The sequence below is a fragment of the Thiomonas bhubaneswarensis genome, from assembly GCF_001418255.1.
Classification (GTDB): Bacteria; Pseudomonadota; Gammaproteobacteria; order Burkholderiales; family Burkholderiaceae_C; genus Thiomonas; species Thiomonas bhubaneswarensis.
On record NZ_LIPV01000011.1, the window covers coordinates 41,449 to 56,839 of the forward strand.

At 67.3% G+C, this 15,391-nt stretch carries 13 protein-coding genes; 6 read left to right on the forward strand and 7 right to left on the reverse strand.

Features of this window, described 5'->3' with window-relative positions:
- The first annotated feature begins 21 nt into the window (after positions 1-21).
- From ASC45_RS13650 to ASC45_RS13675, 6 genes are all read left to right on the forward strand, one after another.
- Positions 22-2,595 (forward strand): circularly permuted type 2 ATP-grasp protein, encoded by a 2,574-nt coding sequence (locus ASC45_RS13650; protein WP_055451589.1) that lies wholly within the window; start codon positions 22-24, stop codon positions 2,593-2,595.
- A gap of 11 nt (positions 2,596-2,606) precedes the next feature.
- A complete protein-coding gene (locus ASC45_RS13655; RefSeq protein ID WP_055451590.1) occupies positions 2,607-3,542 on the forward strand; it encodes a transglutaminase family protein in 936 nt (311 codons plus the stop codon).
- 323 nt (positions 3,543-3,865) lie between these two features.
- Positions 3,866-4,804 carry a ubiquinol oxidase subunit II gene (gene cyoA, locus ASC45_RS13660; RefSeq protein WP_245610069.1) on the forward strand — a complete coding sequence of 313 codons (939 nt, stop codon included), beginning with the start codon at positions 3,866-3,868 and terminating at the stop codon, positions 4,802-4,804.
- 22 nt (positions 4,805-4,826) lie between these two features.
- Positions 4,827-6,860 carry a cbb3-type cytochrome c oxidase subunit I gene (locus ASC45_RS13665; RefSeq protein WP_425427638.1) on the forward strand — a complete coding sequence of 678 codons (2,034 nt, stop codon included), beginning with the start codon at positions 4,827-4,829 and terminating at the stop codon, positions 6,858-6,860.
- Positions 6,857-7,483, forward strand: coding sequence for a cytochrome o ubiquinol oxidase subunit III (cyoC, locus tag ASC45_RS13670; RefSeq protein WP_055451592.1), 627 nt, complete (start codon positions 6,857-6,859; stop codon positions 7,481-7,483). The genes ASC45_RS13665 and cyoC overlap by 4 nt, the downstream gene beginning before the upstream one ends.
- Entirely contained in the window at positions 7,480-7,794 is a 315-nt protein-coding gene (locus tag ASC45_RS13675) for a cytochrome o ubiquinol oxidase subunit IV (RefSeq protein ID WP_055451593.1), read from the forward strand. The genes cyoC and ASC45_RS13675 overlap by 4 nt, the downstream gene beginning before the upstream one ends.
- Here the strand turns inward: ASC45_RS13675 and ASC45_RS13680 are convergent.
- The 7 genes from ASC45_RS13680 to ASC45_RS13710 all read right to left on the reverse strand — a co-directional run bounded on the left by ASC45_RS13680 (position 7,760) and on the right by ASC45_RS13710 (position 15,327).
- Entirely contained in the window at positions 7,760-8,440 is a 681-nt protein-coding gene (locus ASC45_RS13680) for a phosphatase PAP2 family protein (protein WP_055451594.1), read from the reverse strand. The two genes, ASC45_RS13675 and ASC45_RS13680, sit on opposite strands and share 35 nt — an antisense overlap.
- Positions 8,441-8,531: 91 nt before the next feature.
- Positions 8,532-9,731, reverse strand: coding sequence for a hypothetical protein (locus ASC45_RS13685; protein WP_055451595.1), 1,200 nt, complete (start codon positions 9,729-9,731; stop codon positions 8,532-8,534).
- 333 nt (positions 9,732-10,064) lie between these two features.
- Positions 10,065-11,531, reverse strand: a complete 1,467-nt coding sequence (locus tag ASC45_RS13690; protein ID WP_055451596.1) for a mannose-1-phosphate guanylyltransferase/mannose-6-phosphate isomerase — start codon at positions 11,529-11,531, stop codon at positions 10,065-10,067.
- Positions 11,528-12,316 (reverse strand): WecB/TagA/CpsF family glycosyltransferase, encoded by a 789-nt coding sequence (locus ASC45_RS13695; protein ID WP_055451597.1) that lies wholly within the window; start codon positions 12,314-12,316, stop codon positions 11,528-11,530. Before ASC45_RS13695 ends, ASC45_RS13690 begins: the two co-directional genes overlap by 4 nt.
- Positions 12,317-12,337: 21 nt before the next feature.
- Positions 12,338-13,549 (reverse strand): glycosyltransferase family 2 protein, encoded by a 1,212-nt coding sequence (locus ASC45_RS13700; protein ID WP_055451598.1) that lies wholly within the window; start codon positions 13,547-13,549, stop codon positions 12,338-12,340.
- A complete protein-coding gene (locus ASC45_RS13705; RefSeq protein WP_055451599.1) occupies positions 13,546-14,763 on the reverse strand; it encodes a glycosyltransferase family 4 protein in 1,218 nt (405 codons plus the stop codon). Before ASC45_RS13705 ends, ASC45_RS13700 begins: the two co-directional genes overlap by 4 nt.
- Before the next feature lie 21 nt (positions 14,764-14,784).
- On the reverse strand, positions 14,785-15,327 hold the full coding sequence (locus ASC45_RS13710; RefSeq protein WP_055451600.1) for a serine O-acetyltransferase: 543 nt from the start codon (positions 15,325-15,327) through the stop codon (positions 14,785-14,787).
- Positions 15,328-15,391: the final 64 nt, after the last annotated feature.

Here is a 15,391-nt window from a genome sequence, read left to right on the forward strand (position 1 = left end):
CCCTTCATGCCACAATGCCTCATGGCCAGCCTGTTCCAGAACCCTTCCCAGGACCACGCCGATCCGGGCGATGAATGCGCGGCGCTCGCGCGCGACCTGGCCGCGTCCGTGCTTCCGGGCCATTGGGACGAGCTGCGCGGCCGCGTCTCCGACGGCGCCACCGGCACGCCGCTGACGCCGATGTGGGAGCAGTTCTTCCGCCTGCTCGGCCCCGGCGGCTTCGACGCCCTGGGCGCGCGTCAGCAGCAACTGCTGCAGCAGATTCACGACGACGGCGTGACCTACAACGTCCACGCCGACGCGGCACAGGCGGTGCGAGCTTGGTCGGTCGATCTGTTCCCGCTGCTGATCGACGCCGCCGCGTGGAAACAGATTTCCGCCGGGGCCGCGCAGCGCGCCGCCTTGCTCAACGCCATTCTGGCCGACATCTACACTGGCGCGCAGCGCACCCTCAAGGAAGGCCTGCTGCCCCCGGCGCTGGTGCAGGGCCACCCCGGCTATCTGCGCGCGGTGCACGGGCACGCGCCGCCGGGCAACGTCTGGCTGCACATCGCCGCCTTCGATCTGGCGCGCGGGCCCGACGGGGTGTGGCGCGTAGTCAACCAGCGGGTGCAAGCCCCGTCCGGGCTGGGCTATCTGCTGGAAAACCGCATCCTCATCTCGCGCCTGTTCCCCGACGCCTTCACCCAGCTCAAGGTGCAGCGCCTGGCAGCGAGCTACCGACTGCTGATGGACACCCTGCTGCGCCTGTCGCCCGGCGGCAGCGGCAGCCGCGTGGTGCTGCTCACCCCCGGCCCCTACAGCGAAACCTATTTCGAGCAGGTGTATCTGGCGCGCTACCTGGGCATCACCCTGGCCGAGGGCAGCGACCTGACCGTGCGTGAAGACCGGCTCTACCTCAAGACCCTGCGCGGCCTGGAGCCGGTGCATGTGGTACTGCGGCGGCTCGACGACAGTTTCTGCGACCCGCTGGAGTTGCGCCCCGACTCGATGCTGGGCGTGGCCGGGCTGCTGCAGGCGGTGCGCGCCGGCCATGTGCTCGTGGCCAATGCGCTGGGGGCCGGTTTTCTCGAATCGCCCGCGGTGCAGGGCTTTCTGCCCAAGCTGTGCGAAACCCTGCTGGGCGAGCCGCTCAAGCTGCCCTCGCTGCCCACCTGGTGGTGCGGCGAGCCGGGTGTGTGCGACGCGCCGCTGGACGATCTGCGCTCATGGGTCATCAAGCCGGTGCACGCCGATTGCGGCTTCGAGCCGACGGTGATGGCCAGCCTCGACTACGGCCAGCTTCCCGCCTGGCGCGAGCGCGTGCATGCCGACCCGGCGCGCGTCACGCTGCAGCAATACCAGCCGCTGCCGCAGGTGCCGGTATGGAGCGACGACCGCCTGGCCGCGCGCGCCGCCATGTTGCGCGTCTATGCCCTGTCCGACGGCCAGGGCGGCTGGCGGGTGTTGCCTGGCGGTCTGGTGCGCACCGCGCCGCGCGGCGGCAACACCGTGTCGATGCAGCGCGGCGGCAGCAGCCAGGACGCCTGGGTCATCACTGGCGACGCGGTCGACGACTCCACCCTTCTGCCCCCGCCGATGCGGCCGCAGGATCTGGTGAACCATCACCGTGTGGTCACCAGCCGCGCGGCCGAAAACCTGTTCTGGCTGGGCCGCTACAGCGAACGCGCCGAATACAGCGCGCGGCTGGCGCGCATCACCCTGCGCGCGCTCTCGGGCGACGACGACCTCGGCCCCGCGGTGCGCGACATGGTCGACTCGTGGTGTCGCCAGGCCGGGCTGATCGAACCCGAGTCGCCCTCGCTGAGCGACAACCCGCACGGCTTCGAGCGCTGCATCGTGCGCGGCCTCACCCCGGGGCAGCATGCCGGGGGCATCGTGCAGAACATCCAGGCGCTCGGCTTCGCCGCCACCCAGGTGCGCGAGCGCTTGGGCGGCGATCACCGGCAGTGGATCGCCTCGGCCACCGCGCTCGAACTGCTGCCCGCCGCCGCCCGGCGCGACGAATTGCAGGCCGCACAGGCGCTGCGCGGCCTGGAGCAGCTCACCGAAATCCTCAGCGCCATCACCGGCGCGCAGACCGACCGCATGACCCGCGACGATGGCTGGCGACTGCTGAGCATCGGCCGCCACATCGAGCGCCTGACCCTGCTGGGCGAAGCACTGAGCCTAGCCTTCCGCACCAACGCGGTCCACACCGACAGCGGCTTCAACCTGCTGCTGGCCTTGTTCGACAGCACCATCACCTACCGCGCGCTCTACCAGAAGCGGCTGGAAATTCCGCCGCTGCTCGACCTGCTAATGCTCGACCGCGAGAACCCCCGCGCCCTTGGCTGGGTGGCGCAGACCCTGCGGGCACGCATGGCCAAGCTGCCCGGCGAGGCTGCCGACAAGGAGGCGCTGCTCGCCCTCGCCCCCGACCCCGACGACTGGCATCTGCCCGAGCTCTGCACCCACAACCAGGATAGTCACTACGCCTGGCTGGAGCTCACGCTGACGCAGAGCATCGAGGGCGCCTGGCGCCTGTCCGACGAGATCAGCCGCCGCTATTTCGCCCACGCCAACGCCCCCGACCGCACCCTGGGCGGGTACTGAAAGCCGAACGCATGACGCAAGACGCCCCGACCCCGCCGTCTCTGGGTGAGGCCGACCCGGCCGCCGCCGTGCTCTACCGCGTGGTGCACGAAACCGCCTACACCTACGCCACCCCGGTCGAGCTGGCGCACCATCTGGCCCACCTCTGCCCGCTCGACAATGGCGTGCAGCAGCGCGTCGACCATGCATGCGACATTCACCCCGAACCCGGCCACCGCCGCAGCGAGGTCGACGTGTTCGGCAACGCCCGTGAGTTCTTCGCCTACTACAGCCCGCACGACACCCTGACCGTGCGCGCCACCAGTCTGGTGCGGGTGCGCCCGCCCGATGCGCCCGACTGGGGCGTCAGCCCCGCCTGGGAGCAGGTGCGCGAACAACTGCTCTACCGCGCCGACAGGCCTTATGTGGCCGAGTCAGAGTTCACCTTCGGCACCCATTTCGCCCCGGTGTTCACTGCGGCCGCGGCCTATGCCGCGCCCAGCTTCGCACCGGGCCGGCCGCTGCTCGAAGGCGCGCGCGACCTGATGCAGCGCATCCACGCCGACTTCACCTACAACCCCGAGAGCACCGAAGTCCAGACCCGCGCCCCGCAGGCACTCGAACTGCGCGCCGGGGTCTGCCAGGACTACGCCCACGTGATGATTTCCGCGCTGCGCAGCCTGGGACTGGCCGCGCGCTACGTCAGCGGCTATCTGCGCTCCCACCCCAGGCCCGGCGAGGAACAGCTCGTCGGCGCCGATGCCTCACACGCCTGGGTGTCGGTATGGTGCCCGGTGAACGGCTGGGTCGAGTTCGATCCCACCAACAACCGCCAGCCCGCCGCCGACTATGTACGCATCGCACTGGGCCGCGACTTCGCCGACGTCTCGCCGCTGCGCGGCGTCATCCGCGGCGGCGGCGAACACACCCTGAAGGTCGGTGTGCATGTCAGTCCGGTCGAGGACTGAGAAGCTGTGAATGGCCCACGCAGACGCGAATAACTGCGTTATTGCGTAATTCTTTGCATCATCGGCCGCGCGGCCCGGGCAAGCCCTGACGCCCAGCCCGAAGGGTGGCCCGTGCCTCTGCCGGGCGGCGCCTTCGCACGCGGCTCGGGCCGACATGATCGGCAACACGGCAGCACTCATCCGGTTACATCGCTTCCATTTTTTAGCGGCAATCGCCGAATCGCCGCCGATGATGAAGACATCCAACCTGGCGTTGGACGATGGGCCGGTCCGTATTCACTCCGCGCCGCCCGTGCACTTCCCACCCCGAGGGCAGGCTCTCCATGCATCGACTCGCTGCGATTGAACGACCCGCGCGCCGCTGGCGCTGGATGATTCTGCTGGGCGCCCTGCTGCTTGCCGGCTGCAGCGGCATGGGCCATGGCAGCTTTCTGCATCCGCACGGGCCCATCGCCGCAGACGACCGCCATACGCTGCTCATCACGGTGCTGCTCATGCTGATCGTGGTGGTGCCGGTGTTCATCCTCACGCCGCTGTTCGCCTGGCGCTACCGGCGCGGCAACACGCGTGCGGTCTATCGTCCGCGCTGGGAGTTTTCGCTGCCGTTGGAAATTCTGGTGTGGGGCGTGCCGGTGCTGATCGTCATCGCGCTGGGAGTGATCGTCTGGCAGCAGTCACACCGGCTCGATCCTTACCGCCCGATCGCGTCGGCCTCGGCCCCACTGGACGTGCAGGTCATCGGCATGGACTGGAAGTGGCTGTTCATCTACCCGCAGGAGCACATCGCCACCGTCAACGAGCTGGTCATTCCCGCCAACCGGCCGGTGCACATGAGCCTGACGAGCGACACGGTGATGCAGTCGCTGCTGGTGCCCGAGCTGGCTGGGCAGATCTACGCCATGGCCGGCATGCGCACGCAACTGAACATGCTGGCGAGCCACACCGGCACGTATCTGGGCGAGAACACACAGTACAACGGAGACGGTTTCCAGAAGCAGAAATTCCAGGTGCATGCGGTCAGCGCGGCGCAGTTCGCCCACTGGGTGGAGCAGGTGCGCTCGAACGGCCAGACGCTTGACGCCGCCCGCTATGCCCTGCTGGCCAAGCCCTCGGTGCTGCCCGCGCCCGAGCAGTTCGGCAACGTCACGCCGGGGCTGTTCTACCAGGTGATTGGCCACTTCTGCCCCATGTGCGCCGAGCAGTTGCAAAAGACCCGGGCCGACGCGCCCGCCACTCAAGACGCGAAGGCCAGCCATGACTGACACCGGCGGTATCGGGCATCTGCTGCTCGGCAACCTCACCCTGCAAGCGCTTCCCACCTACAGCGCGGTGGCCGCCACCGGCGCCAGCATCGCGGTGCTGGGCGCGGTGGTGACCTTCGGTCTCATCACCTATCTGAAAAAGTGGCGCTACCTGTGGACGGAGTGGTTCACCAGCGTCGATCACAAGCGCATCGGCATCATGTACATCGTGCTGGCGCTGGTGATGCTCACGCGCGCCGTGATCGAGGGCGTGCTCATGCGGCTGCAGCAGGCCGACGCGGTGAACCAGCCGGGCTTCCTCGCCCCGGAGCATTTCGGCCAGCTGTTCACCACCCACGGCACCATCATGATCTTTTTCATGGCCATGCCGTTTCTCACCGGGCTGATCAACTACGCCATGCCGCTGCAGATCGGCGCACGCGACGTGGCCTTTCCGCTGCTCAACTCCATCAGCCTGTGGCTGACCGGCGGCGGCGCCGGCATCATGATGATGTCGTTGGTGCTGGGCAAGTTCTCTACCGGCGGCTGGAGCGGCTACCCGCCGTACACCGAAATGGCGTTTCAGCCCGGCGTGGGGCCCGACTACTGGATCTGGGCGGTGACGCTCAGCTCCATCGGCACCATGCTCACCGGCATCAACTTCGCCGTGACCATCTACAAGGGCCGAGCGCCGGGCATGAAGCTCATGGACATGCCGCTGTTCACCTGGACGGCGCTGTGCACCAGCATCCTGATGATCTTCGCCATGCCGCCGCTGACCGTGGCCACCGTGCTGCTCGCGCTCGATCGCTACGTGGGCACGCATTTTTTCACCAACGGCATGGGCGGCAACATGATGAACTACGCCAACCTGTTCTGGCTGTTCGGTCACCCGGAGGTGTACATCCTCATCCTGCCGGCCTTCGGCGTGTATTCGGAGGTGATCGCGGTGTTCTCCTCCAAGCGGCTGTACGGCTACACCTCGCTGGTATGGGCCACCATGGCGATCGCCGTGCTGTCGTTCACGGTGTGGCTGCACCACTTCTTCACCATGGGGCAGGACGCAAACATCAACGCCTTCTTCAGCATCGCCACCATGACCATCGGCATCCCGACCGGGGTGAAGATCTACGATTGGCTGTTCACCATGTACCGCGGCCGCGTGCGCTTCAGCGTGCCCATGCTCTTCTCGCTGGCTTTTCTGGTCACCTTCGTCATCGGCGGCATGACGGGCATCATCCTCGCGGTGCCGCCTCTGGACTTCATGGTGCACAACACCGTGTTTCTGGTCGCGCACTTTCACAACATGCTCATTCCCGGCCTACTTTACGGCATGATCGCCGGGTATGAATTCTGGTTTCCCAAGGCCTTCGGCTTTCGCCTGAACGAACGCTGGGGGCGCATCGCGTTCTTCTGCTGGGTGGCCGGCTTCTACCTCGCCTTCATGCCGCTGTATGTGCTGGGGCTCGAAGGCATGCCGCGCCGGTCGGTCGAGGTGTTCAACAACGGCTTCCTGCCCTGGCTGATCGTCGCGGCCTTCGGTGCGCTGCTGCTGTTCAGCGGTCTGGCCAGCCTGTTCGTGCAGTTGTGGATTTCGGTGCGCGACCGCGAGCACAACCGCGTGCCAGTCGGAGACCCCTGGGACGGCCGCGGGCTCGAATGGGCCATACCCGCCCCGGCGCCCGAATACAACTTCGCCGTCGTGCCGCAGGTGCACGGGCGCGACGCCTTCACGGCGCAGAAGGAAGAGGGCGCGGCCTACCGCGCGCCGGCGAAGTACGAAGACATCGGCGTGCCGAAGAACAGTGCCGTGGGCCCGGTGGTGGGGCTGGCTGGCGCGGCCTGCGCCTTCGGGCTGGTGTGGCACATCTGGTGGCTGGCGATCGCCGCGCTGGTGGTGATCTGGGGCGCGGTCATCGCGCGCAGCTTCGTGCGCGACACGGAAAGGATCATTCCCGCGGAAGAGATCGAGGCCGAGCAGCGCGCCTGGCTCGAACAGGCCCACAGCGTGCGCGCGATCGATCGCGACCTTGAATTCACGCCCGAGAACAAGGGCCTTGCGGAGACCATGACATGAACATCAGCGCCCGCCTGCATCCCGGCCTCAACCTGCACCACACCGACCCGCACACCCACATCAAGGCGGTGGGGCCGCTGTTCGGCTTCTGGGTGTTCCTGATGAGCGACGCCATCATCTTCTCGCTGCTGTTCGCCAACTACGGCGTGCTGCTGCACGGCACCGCCGGCGGGCCGGGGCCAGCCGAGGTGTACGACATGAGGAGCGCCTTCATCGAGACCATGCTGCTGCTGGCGAGCAGTTTCACCTTCGGCATGGCCTCGCTCTCCATGAAATACGGTCGCGGCACTGGAAAGCTGGTCGGCTGGCTGGCGGTGACGCTGCTGCTCGGCCTGGGCTTCATCGCCATGGAGCTGCGCGACTTCGCCACCATGATCGCCGCAGGCGCCGGGCCGGACCGCAGCGGCTTTCTCTCGGGCTTTTTCATCCTGGTGTCCACCCACGGCCTGCATGTGCTCAGCGGCTGCATCTGGATGGTGGTGATGATGGTGCAGATCGCCGTGTTCGGGCTCGACACCCGTGTGAAAACCAACCTGATGCGACTGGCCCTGTTCTGGCACTTTCTCGACATCATCTGGGTGGGCATTTTCTCCGTCGTCTATCTGCAGGGGCTGATCAAATGAGCGAGCACATCGAGACCTATCGGCATGACCTGCGCAGCTACCTCATTGGCCTGGCACTCGCGCTGCTGCTGACCGGCGCTGCCTTCGCCGCCGTGCTGTGGCAGGTGGCGCCGCCGCATGTGCTGCTGGGCATCGTGTTCGGCCTGGGGCTGTTGCAGGTGATCGCGCACTTCCGCTTCTTCCTGCACATCGACTTGGGCAAGTCCGCCCGCGACGACCTGCAGCTCATCCTGTTCTCCACCCTCATCATCCTGCTGATGGTGGGCGGCACCCTGGTCATCCTGATGAATCTGCGCACGCGGATGATGTGAGCGCGGCCCCGCCGGGAATGCGGCCGCATGGCAGGTCGGCGCGGGTGTAGGGCTGGGCGCGTCCGCTGAGCGCGCAGGCCACGGTTTCCAGCAGCGCATTGGTCGGGAAGATGCGGCCATAGGTCAACACCAGCGGCAAGGCCAGCGCCAGCGGCAGCAGCCAGACGGCAAGCGCCGAGCGAGTCGGCGTTGCCCGCCCCAGAGGCACCAGGAACAACAGCGCCAGCGCCGCGCCCCAGAGCGCGCCCAGAGCCGCCTCGGGCGGGGTATGTACGTCGATGGCCAGCCGCGACATCACGATGGCCGCAGCCAGCAGAAAGCCCAGCAACGTCAGCACCCTGCGCATCGCCAATCCCTGCCCAGCGGCCAGCAGCGCGCCGATGGTGGGCCACACCAGCATGGACAGAGCGCTGTGGCCGCTGAGGCCGGTGAAATCCAGCCCCGGCGGATGAATGCCCCAGCCCATGAACGCGATTTTGGTCAACGCCACGACACCCGCATCGAGTCCGAGCAAAACGCCCCAGAGCACCGCCAGTCGCAAGCCGTGACGCTGCGCGATCCACATCACCACCACACCCGCCAGGGGGATGAGAACGGCGCTGTCGCCGAAGTCGGTGATGGCGATCCAGAGATGATGGGGAGTCATGCAGGCTCAGGGGGAACGATGATCACCGCGCAGCGCAAAAACGCGCCAAGCGGTGGATCGTAGCCAGCAGAATCCGTGCCTGTTGCCGTGCTCAGGGCTTGCCGTAGTCCTTGGGCATGAACTGCATCTTGTCCCACGGGAAGTTCTGCAGTACCTGCCAGTAGGCAAGGCCACCGAACAGGGCGGGATAGGGATCGGCCGCCCCCGCGAGGGTGTAGGTCATGGGGTTGACTGCGCGCAGCGAGACATTGCCCGCCGTGTCCCAAACGACGAAGCCGTACTTCTGCGCCGCCTTGGCGATGATCTTGCCCACCGGCGTCAGAGGTAGCGCATCAACGTTCACGCTGGGATCGAGGCGCATGCGCGTGCCCTCGGGAATGGCGTTGACCTGATTGTCGAGGTTGTAGCCATCGGTGCGGTTCGCAGGCCAGGAGAGGGTGGGATACTTGGCCGGGCTGGGAAGAGAGATGCCGATGACGTGGTTGATGGCGCCGTTCTTCAACTCCTGTGCCGTGATCTCGCCGCCGATGAAAGGCAGTCCGGTGGCCGTGGTGCCGTAGGGATTGGGGTAGATGCCATCGCTCTGCGTGGTATTTTGGATGCGCCCGCCCCAGCATGCCGTCCACTGGCCGTTGCTCTGCCTCATGACCCAGAAATCCCACAGGGTCTTGGTGCTGATGTCGTAGATGGACATCTCGCTGTCGGTGCCCAGGGCTTCGGTGGCACCTGCGGGTATGGGCACGCCCTTCCATTGCGCGATCAGATTGGGGTCGGTCCAGCCCTTGTTCTGACAGTCGTTGAAGCCGACGTCGACCGTCTGCGACACGGGGTAGATGGGCATGCCGTCCTGCCAGGTCACCGTCTTGCCCCCCCCCATCGTCTGCACGAAATAGATCGGCGCGGCGTAGCTGGTGGTGTTGAGCGCGGTGGTGCCGTTGTAGCGGTTGACGATCTGCGCCACCAGGTTCTTGGCATAGTCAGCGGACAACGGGTTGAGGGTCGCGTTCGACGGAATCGGCTGGTACCAGAAGCTGCTCGGTGCGAACACACGGGTGATGGACGTTGAGGAGGCGGTCGTGGGTGCAGCCGTCGGTGCGGGGGTTGCAGTCGAGATCGAGACGACCGTCGGGGTTTCGGCAGACGAACTGGTCTGCGTTGAGGTGGCCGTGGTGCTCGTGTTGACCGCGGCGCTGGGGCTGGTGCCGTCGACGGAACTGGAGGTGCCGCCACCACAGCCGCCGAGCGAGGCCATCAGGCCGACGGCGATCGAAAGACGCTGAATTGAATTCATGATGATTTTCTCCGGGCCCGCCAGGTGTTTCGCTCACCTCGGCCCGCATGGCATGCCAAAAGACCCGCGCCGAGCAAGCTGCGGCACGGATCATCGAGGCGCCATGCTAGCGACCCCGCCCCGCGGCCCCCATCGGAAAAGGCTGCTTTTTTTGTCAGAAATTTCCTAATCTGTCGCGAACTTCGGGGAAAGCAACGGGAACGTGCACTTATTTGATGCTAAACGCACCATTTTGATGCGAAACATCCCTCGTGGGTCCGTCCGGCACAGGCTGCGATCCTGTGGATCGTGCGATGGGCCGTCCTGCATCCTCCAGCTTCGGGCACGGCGCGATCAATGCCGCCCGTAAGCGTCCTCGAAGCGCACGATGTCGTCCTCGCCAAGGTAGGCGCCGCTCTGCACTTCGATCATGACCAGATCGAGGATGCCCGGGTTTTCCAGCCGATGGCGGATGCCCGCAGGAATGTAGGTGGACTCGTTGGTGCGCACGAGCATCGACTGCTCGCCGTTGACCACGCGCGCCGTGCCCGAAACCACGATCCAGTGCTCGCTGCGATGGTGGTGCATCTGCAGCGACAGCGCGCGCTTGGGCTTGACCACGATGCGCTTGATCTTGAACTGCGCGCCCTCCTCGAGCACGGTGTAAGTCCCCCAGGGCCGATGCACTTCGCGGTGCAGCCGGTAGGCTTCGTGGCCGTTGGCCTTGAGCTGGGCGGTGATCTGCCTGACGTCCTGCGCGTGGCGGCGGTCGGCCACCAGCACCGCGTCGGGGGTGTCGACGACGATCAGATCGCGCACCCCGACCAGCCCCACCACACGCTGCGGGCTCTGCACATAGCAGTCGTGCACGTCGTGCATCAGCGCCTCGCCGTGGACGCGGTTGCCCTGGTCGTCGGCGGTCTGCAGCTCGCTCAGAGCGGTCCAGGAGCCGATGTCGCTCCAGCCGATGTCGCATGGCACCACGGCGACGTTGCGCGAGTTTTCCATCAGGGCGTAGTCGATGGAGATGTCAGGCGCGTACCGGAAGGTCTCGGCCTGCAGTTCCACCTGCATCTGCCCCGCGCCCTCGATCTGCGGCGAGGCGCCCAGGCAGTCGTGCAGGCTTTCGAGCACACTGGGGGCATGCTGCGCGAGTTCGCGCAGCACCGTGTCGACGCGCAGGCAGAACATGCCGCTGTTCCACAGGTAGCGGCCGCTGGCGAGGTACTCGGCGGCCAGCTCCAGCGGCGGCTTTTCGACAAAGCGCAGCACCCGGTGGCCGTCGGCCTCGATGTAGCCATAGCCGGTCTCGGGCGCCGTGGGGCGGATGCCGAAGGTCACCATGTTGCCCGCCTCGGCCAGCACCCGGGCCTCTGCCGTGGCCTGGGCGAAGGCTTCCGGACGTGTGATGAGATGATCGGCTGCGAGCACCAGCAGCGTGGCATCCGCGCCGACATGCTGCTCGGCCCACAGCGCGGCGGCAGCCAGCGCGGGCGCGGTATTGCGACCGTAGGGCTCGAGGATGTAGGCGGTGGGCAAGCCATTCGGATTCACCCGGGCGTATTCATCCTTGGTCTTGAACAGCAGCTCGCGGTTGGTCACGGTCAGCACCTGTTCCACTCCGGGAAGCGCCGCAGCTCGGGCGAAGGTTTTCTGCAGCAGACTCTGACCGTCGGCGAGTTGCATGAAGGGTTTGGGATGCTGTTCGCGCGACACCGGCCACAGACGTGTGCCCGCGCCACCACAGAGAATCACGGGCAGCAGAACGCCCTGTGCAGAGACCGCCTGCTGCAGCGCTGCGGGGAGCACGGCGTCGTTCATGGCGTGCGCGGCGCCCGCGTGAACAGGCCGCCGACGATTTCACGCAACGCGATGGCAACGAAGGCGGTATCGCGCAGCAGATAGCGCCGGATCAGTCGCCTCGGGTCCTGCGCCATGCGCCACAACCATTCCAGGCCGCTGCGCTGCATCCATTGCGGCGCGCGCTGCAGGGTGCCGGCGGCGAAGTCGAGTGCGGCGCCGATGCACAGCACCATGCCGACGTCGAGCTGGTCGAGGTGGGCATGGCTCCAGATCTCCTGCTTGGGCGCGCCCACGCCGAAGAACAGCAGATCGGGGCGCGTCGCCCGGCACAGCTCGATGATCTCCTGCGTCTGCGCCGCGTCAGCCTCGAAGCCGAAGGGCGGACAGTGCACCGCCACCACCCGCAAGGCCGGATGGCGCGCACGCATCACCTCGGCGGCGCGCGCAGCGATACCCGGCATACCGCCGACAAAGGCGACGCTCAGCCCCATCGCCTCGGCCTGCGCGCACAACGCGGGCAGCAGATCGGCCCCGGTGACGCGCCCCGGCAGGGCCTTGCCACGAATCAGACGGCTGGCCCAGATCAACGGCATGCCATCGGCGAACAGAAAACGCGCGCCGCGGTAGATTTGCCGCACCTCGGGGCGCTGCTGTACCGTGACGATATGGTCGACGTTCGGGGTGATGACCAGGCCGCGTTCGCGCCGCTGCGCCGCTGCGGCGATGGCTCGAACGGCGGCGTCGAAGGGAAGGGTTTGAAAATTCAGCCCGAACAGATGGACGGTGGGGGCGGACGGCGTCATGGCGGTGGTGTCCTCCAGCGTTCAGCGACGCTGCTCACGCTCGGTTCGCACCCAGGCGCGCTCGCGTCGCCACAGAAAGCCCAGGTACACCGGAATCTTCCACAGCACATACAGCGGCGCGGCCGCGAGTTCGCCCGCGCCGAGAATGTCTCGACCGAAGCGAGCCCACGCGACGAGCACGGCAGCTCCGAACGCCGCACATGCCGCCAGCGCCAGCACCAGCGGCGCCACCCAGCCCGCCAGCAGCCAAGCGACCCCGCTCACCGCCAACAGAGCGGCCAACAGCACCGCGAGCAACGCCAGCGGAGGAACGATCAGGTCAGCGGCCACGGCGAGAAGCTGGCCGCTGCGCTGGCGCAATGCCCGGGCGACCAGTCGCGGCGCCGCGTGCAGCATCACGCCCAAGTGACCATGCTCCCAGCGGGTGCGCTGCTTGCGCGCGCTGGAACCGCTGCCCGGCAGGCTGCTGCGCACCTCGGCGGCGGGCTCGAAGCGCGGCGCGGCGCCCGCACGGGTGAGATCGAGACCGAGCTGCAGGTCTTCGACCAGATGCGAAGAGCCGAGCTCGAAACGCGCCAGCAGCGCCCAGGGAAACGCCATGCCGCTGCCCATCAATGGACAGGGCAGCCCGAGCGCGCCCCAACCCAGCGGACGCACGAGGGTTTTGACGCGCCAGGCGAAGGCCGAGACATGGCTCATCAGCCCGGCGTCGGCCGGCGCATCCATGCGGTAGTGCGCCTGGATGGGCTGCTGCCGCCCCCAGGCCTGTTGCGCCAGCAACGGCAGCGCGCCGGGCCGGGCCTCACAGTCGGCATCGAGCACGATCACCACCTCGGGCGGGTCGGCGGCGAGATGGCGCATGCCATGCGCCAGGGCGTAGCCCTTGCCACGTCGTTGCGTATCGTGGCGTTCGATCACTTCGGCGCCGGCTGTGCGGGCGCGCTGCGCGGTGGCGTCGCTGCAGTTGTCGGCCACGACCAGCACGCGGTCGGCGCTGCACAACTGCGGCAGCGCGGTGGCGATGGCGGCGGCGATGCCCTGCTCCTCGTCGTGCGCCGGCATGAGCACGGCGATGCGGCCTGAAAACGGCTGCGCTTGAGCACGAGAAATATTGAGCCCCGAAAGCCGCCGCGCCGCTCCCAGCGCCAGCAGCACCTGCAGCAAAAGAATGACCGCCGGGACAGCCAGCAGCAAGCCGACTGCGCACAACAAGACCTGGAGGGTGAGCATCATGCTGCGGCTCCGGTATGGCGGGTGCGAAACAGCTCTCCCAGGCGCTGGGCCTCGCGGTCCACGTCGTGCAGCGCCAGCACCGCCTCTCGCGCCTGCGCGCCCATGCGGGCGAGCTGCGCGGCGTCGGTCTCCAGGGCTCGGCGCATCGCCGCGGCCAGCGCCTGCGCGTCGCCTGCGGGGCAGAGCCAGCCGCTGTGCCCTTCTTCCACCAACTCGGGAATGGCGGCAATGTGGGTGCCCACCACCGGGCGGCTCAAGGCCATGGCTTCCATCACCACCACCGGCAAGCCTTCCGCGAAGCTGGACACGACCAGGGCACGCGAGGCCAGCAGCAGACGACGCACTTCGGCACTGTCGACCCAGCCGGTGATGCGGACCAGACCCACGAGATCGCGGCGTTCGATCTCGGTCTCCAGCTCGGCGCGCAGTTCGCCGTCGCCCGCGAGCACCAGGGTGAAGTCCAGTCCGTCCATGGCCAGAAGCTGCGCGGCCTCGATCAGCAGCAGATGGCCCTTCTGCTCGCTCAGCCGCCCGATGCACAGCAGTTGCCGTGACGCGTTGGGGGCGGGATCGGCCCCATCATGAAACGCGGACTCGACGCCACAGCGCACCACTTCGATCTTGTCCCACTGCGCAGGCAGCGCCCAGCGATAGAGCTGGCTTCTGCAGAACGAGCTGATGGCGACCACGAAGCTGCTGTGCGCGATCTTTTCGCGCAGGTGGATGCCCTGCGGCTTGTCGAATTCTTCCGGCCCATGCACGGTGAAGCTGTACGACGGCCCACCCAGCAACCGCGCCAGCAGCGCCACCTCGGCCGAATTGGTGCCGAAGTGGGCGTGCAGATGCCGGGCTCCGGCGGCCTCGGCCCACTCCACCACGCGGCAGGCCTCGGCGACGTAGATCAGGTGATAGACGAGGCCGCGCTCGTTGTGCCGCGACAGTTGTACGGCCCAACGTAGCGCCCGCATCAGTCCGGCCGGACGCCCCAGCGCGGTGCGCAGCACGGCCGCCAGCAGGCCGCGCAGCCCCTGTTGCAGCACATACTGGGTGCGCTCGCGCTCGGCACGGTCGGCGGCATCGACCACGTCGGTGTCCCAGCCACGCAGGGCGATGCGCTGCACGGCGATGCCCTGCCGCTCCAGCGCGTGAATCTCGCGCCGAATGAAGGTATGGCTCACCTTGGGATACTGATTGACGAAGTAAGCGACCTGCATAAAGGCTCCCGCATACCGCGATCAGGGCGACGGCACCGTGCCGACACTTGGGTCATGCAAGGGTCGTGCCGGGGCGCCCGCCACGGTCACCCCCGGCGGTACATCGCGCGTGACCACCGACAGCGCGCCCACGCGACAACCCGCGCCGAGCCTCACGCCGCCAATCACCTGGGCGTAGGCGCCAAGCTCCACCCCGTCCTCGAGCACCGGCACCGGCCCGCCCTCGGTCTTGTTGCCGATGGTCACGCCCTGGCGCAGGGTGCAGTGGCTGCCGATCCTGGCCTCGGGGTGAATGAACACCCCGCCGAAGTGATAGATGCGCAGCCCGCCGCCGATCTGCGCCGCCTTGGGCAGGCTTATGCCCGTGACGGTCTCGGCCCAGCGAAACAACAGCCAGTACAGCCTGGTATGCAGACGCTTGCGCAAACCTGCGGACCGGGCATCGACGCGGCGGCCGTAGCGGTACACCCAGATGGCCCACAGCGACTGCTCCTTGAACAGCGGCCTGGGCTGATTCACGCGCCGTAGATCGGCCTGCCAGTCAGGGTCGTCTCGAGATCGCATCGGAGCGTCGGGTTATGGCACAGCGCGCATACCGTCAGTGTTTCGCTCGGGCATCGATGACCAT

Bases quoted from the DNA above. Each gene is read 5' to 3' on its own strand.
- ASC45_RS13650 (WP_055451589.1), top strand. From the start codon at position 22: ATGGCCAGCCTGTTCCAGAACCCTTCCCAGGACCACGCCGATCCGGGC.
- ASC45_RS13655 (WP_055451590.1), top strand. From the start codon at position 2,607: ATGACGCAAGACGCCCCGACCCCGCCGTCTCTGGGTGAGGCCGACCCG.
- cyoA (WP_245610069.1), top strand. From the start codon at position 3,866: ATGCATCGACTCGCTGCGATTGAACGACCCGCGCGCCGCTGGCGCTGG.
- cyoC (WP_055451592.1), top strand. From the start codon at position 6,857: ATGAACATCAGCGCCCGCCTGCATCCCGGCCTCAACCTGCACCACACC.
- ASC45_RS13675 (WP_055451593.1), top strand. From the start codon at position 7,480: ATGAGCGAGCACATCGAGACCTATCGGCATGACCTGCGCAGCTACCTC.
- ASC45_RS13680 (WP_055451594.1), bottom strand. From the start codon at position 8,440: ATGACTCCCCATCATCTCTGGATCGCCATCACCGACTTCGGCGACAGC.
- ASC45_RS13685 (WP_055451595.1), bottom strand. From the start codon at position 9,731: ATGAATTCAATTCAGCGTCTTTCGATCGCCGTCGGCCTGATGGCCTCG.
- ASC45_RS13690 (WP_055451596.1), bottom strand. From the start codon at position 11,531: ATGAACGACGCCGTGCTCCCCGCAGCGCTGCAGCAGGCGGTCTCTGCA.
- ASC45_RS13695 (WP_055451597.1), bottom strand. From the start codon at position 12,316: ATGACGCCGTCCGCCCCCACCGTCCATCTGTTCGGGCTGAATTTTCAA.
- ASC45_RS13700 (WP_055451598.1), bottom strand. From the start codon at position 13,549: ATGATGCTCACCCTCCAGGTCTTGTTGTGCGCAGTCGGCTTGCTGCTG.
- ASC45_RS13705 (WP_055451599.1), bottom strand. From the start codon at position 14,763: ATGCAGGTCGCTTACTTCGTCAATCAGTATCCCAAGGTGAGCCATACC.
- ASC45_RS13710 (WP_055451600.1), bottom strand. From the start codon at position 15,327: ATGCGATCTCGAGACGACCCTGACTGGCAGGCCGATCTACGGCGCGTG.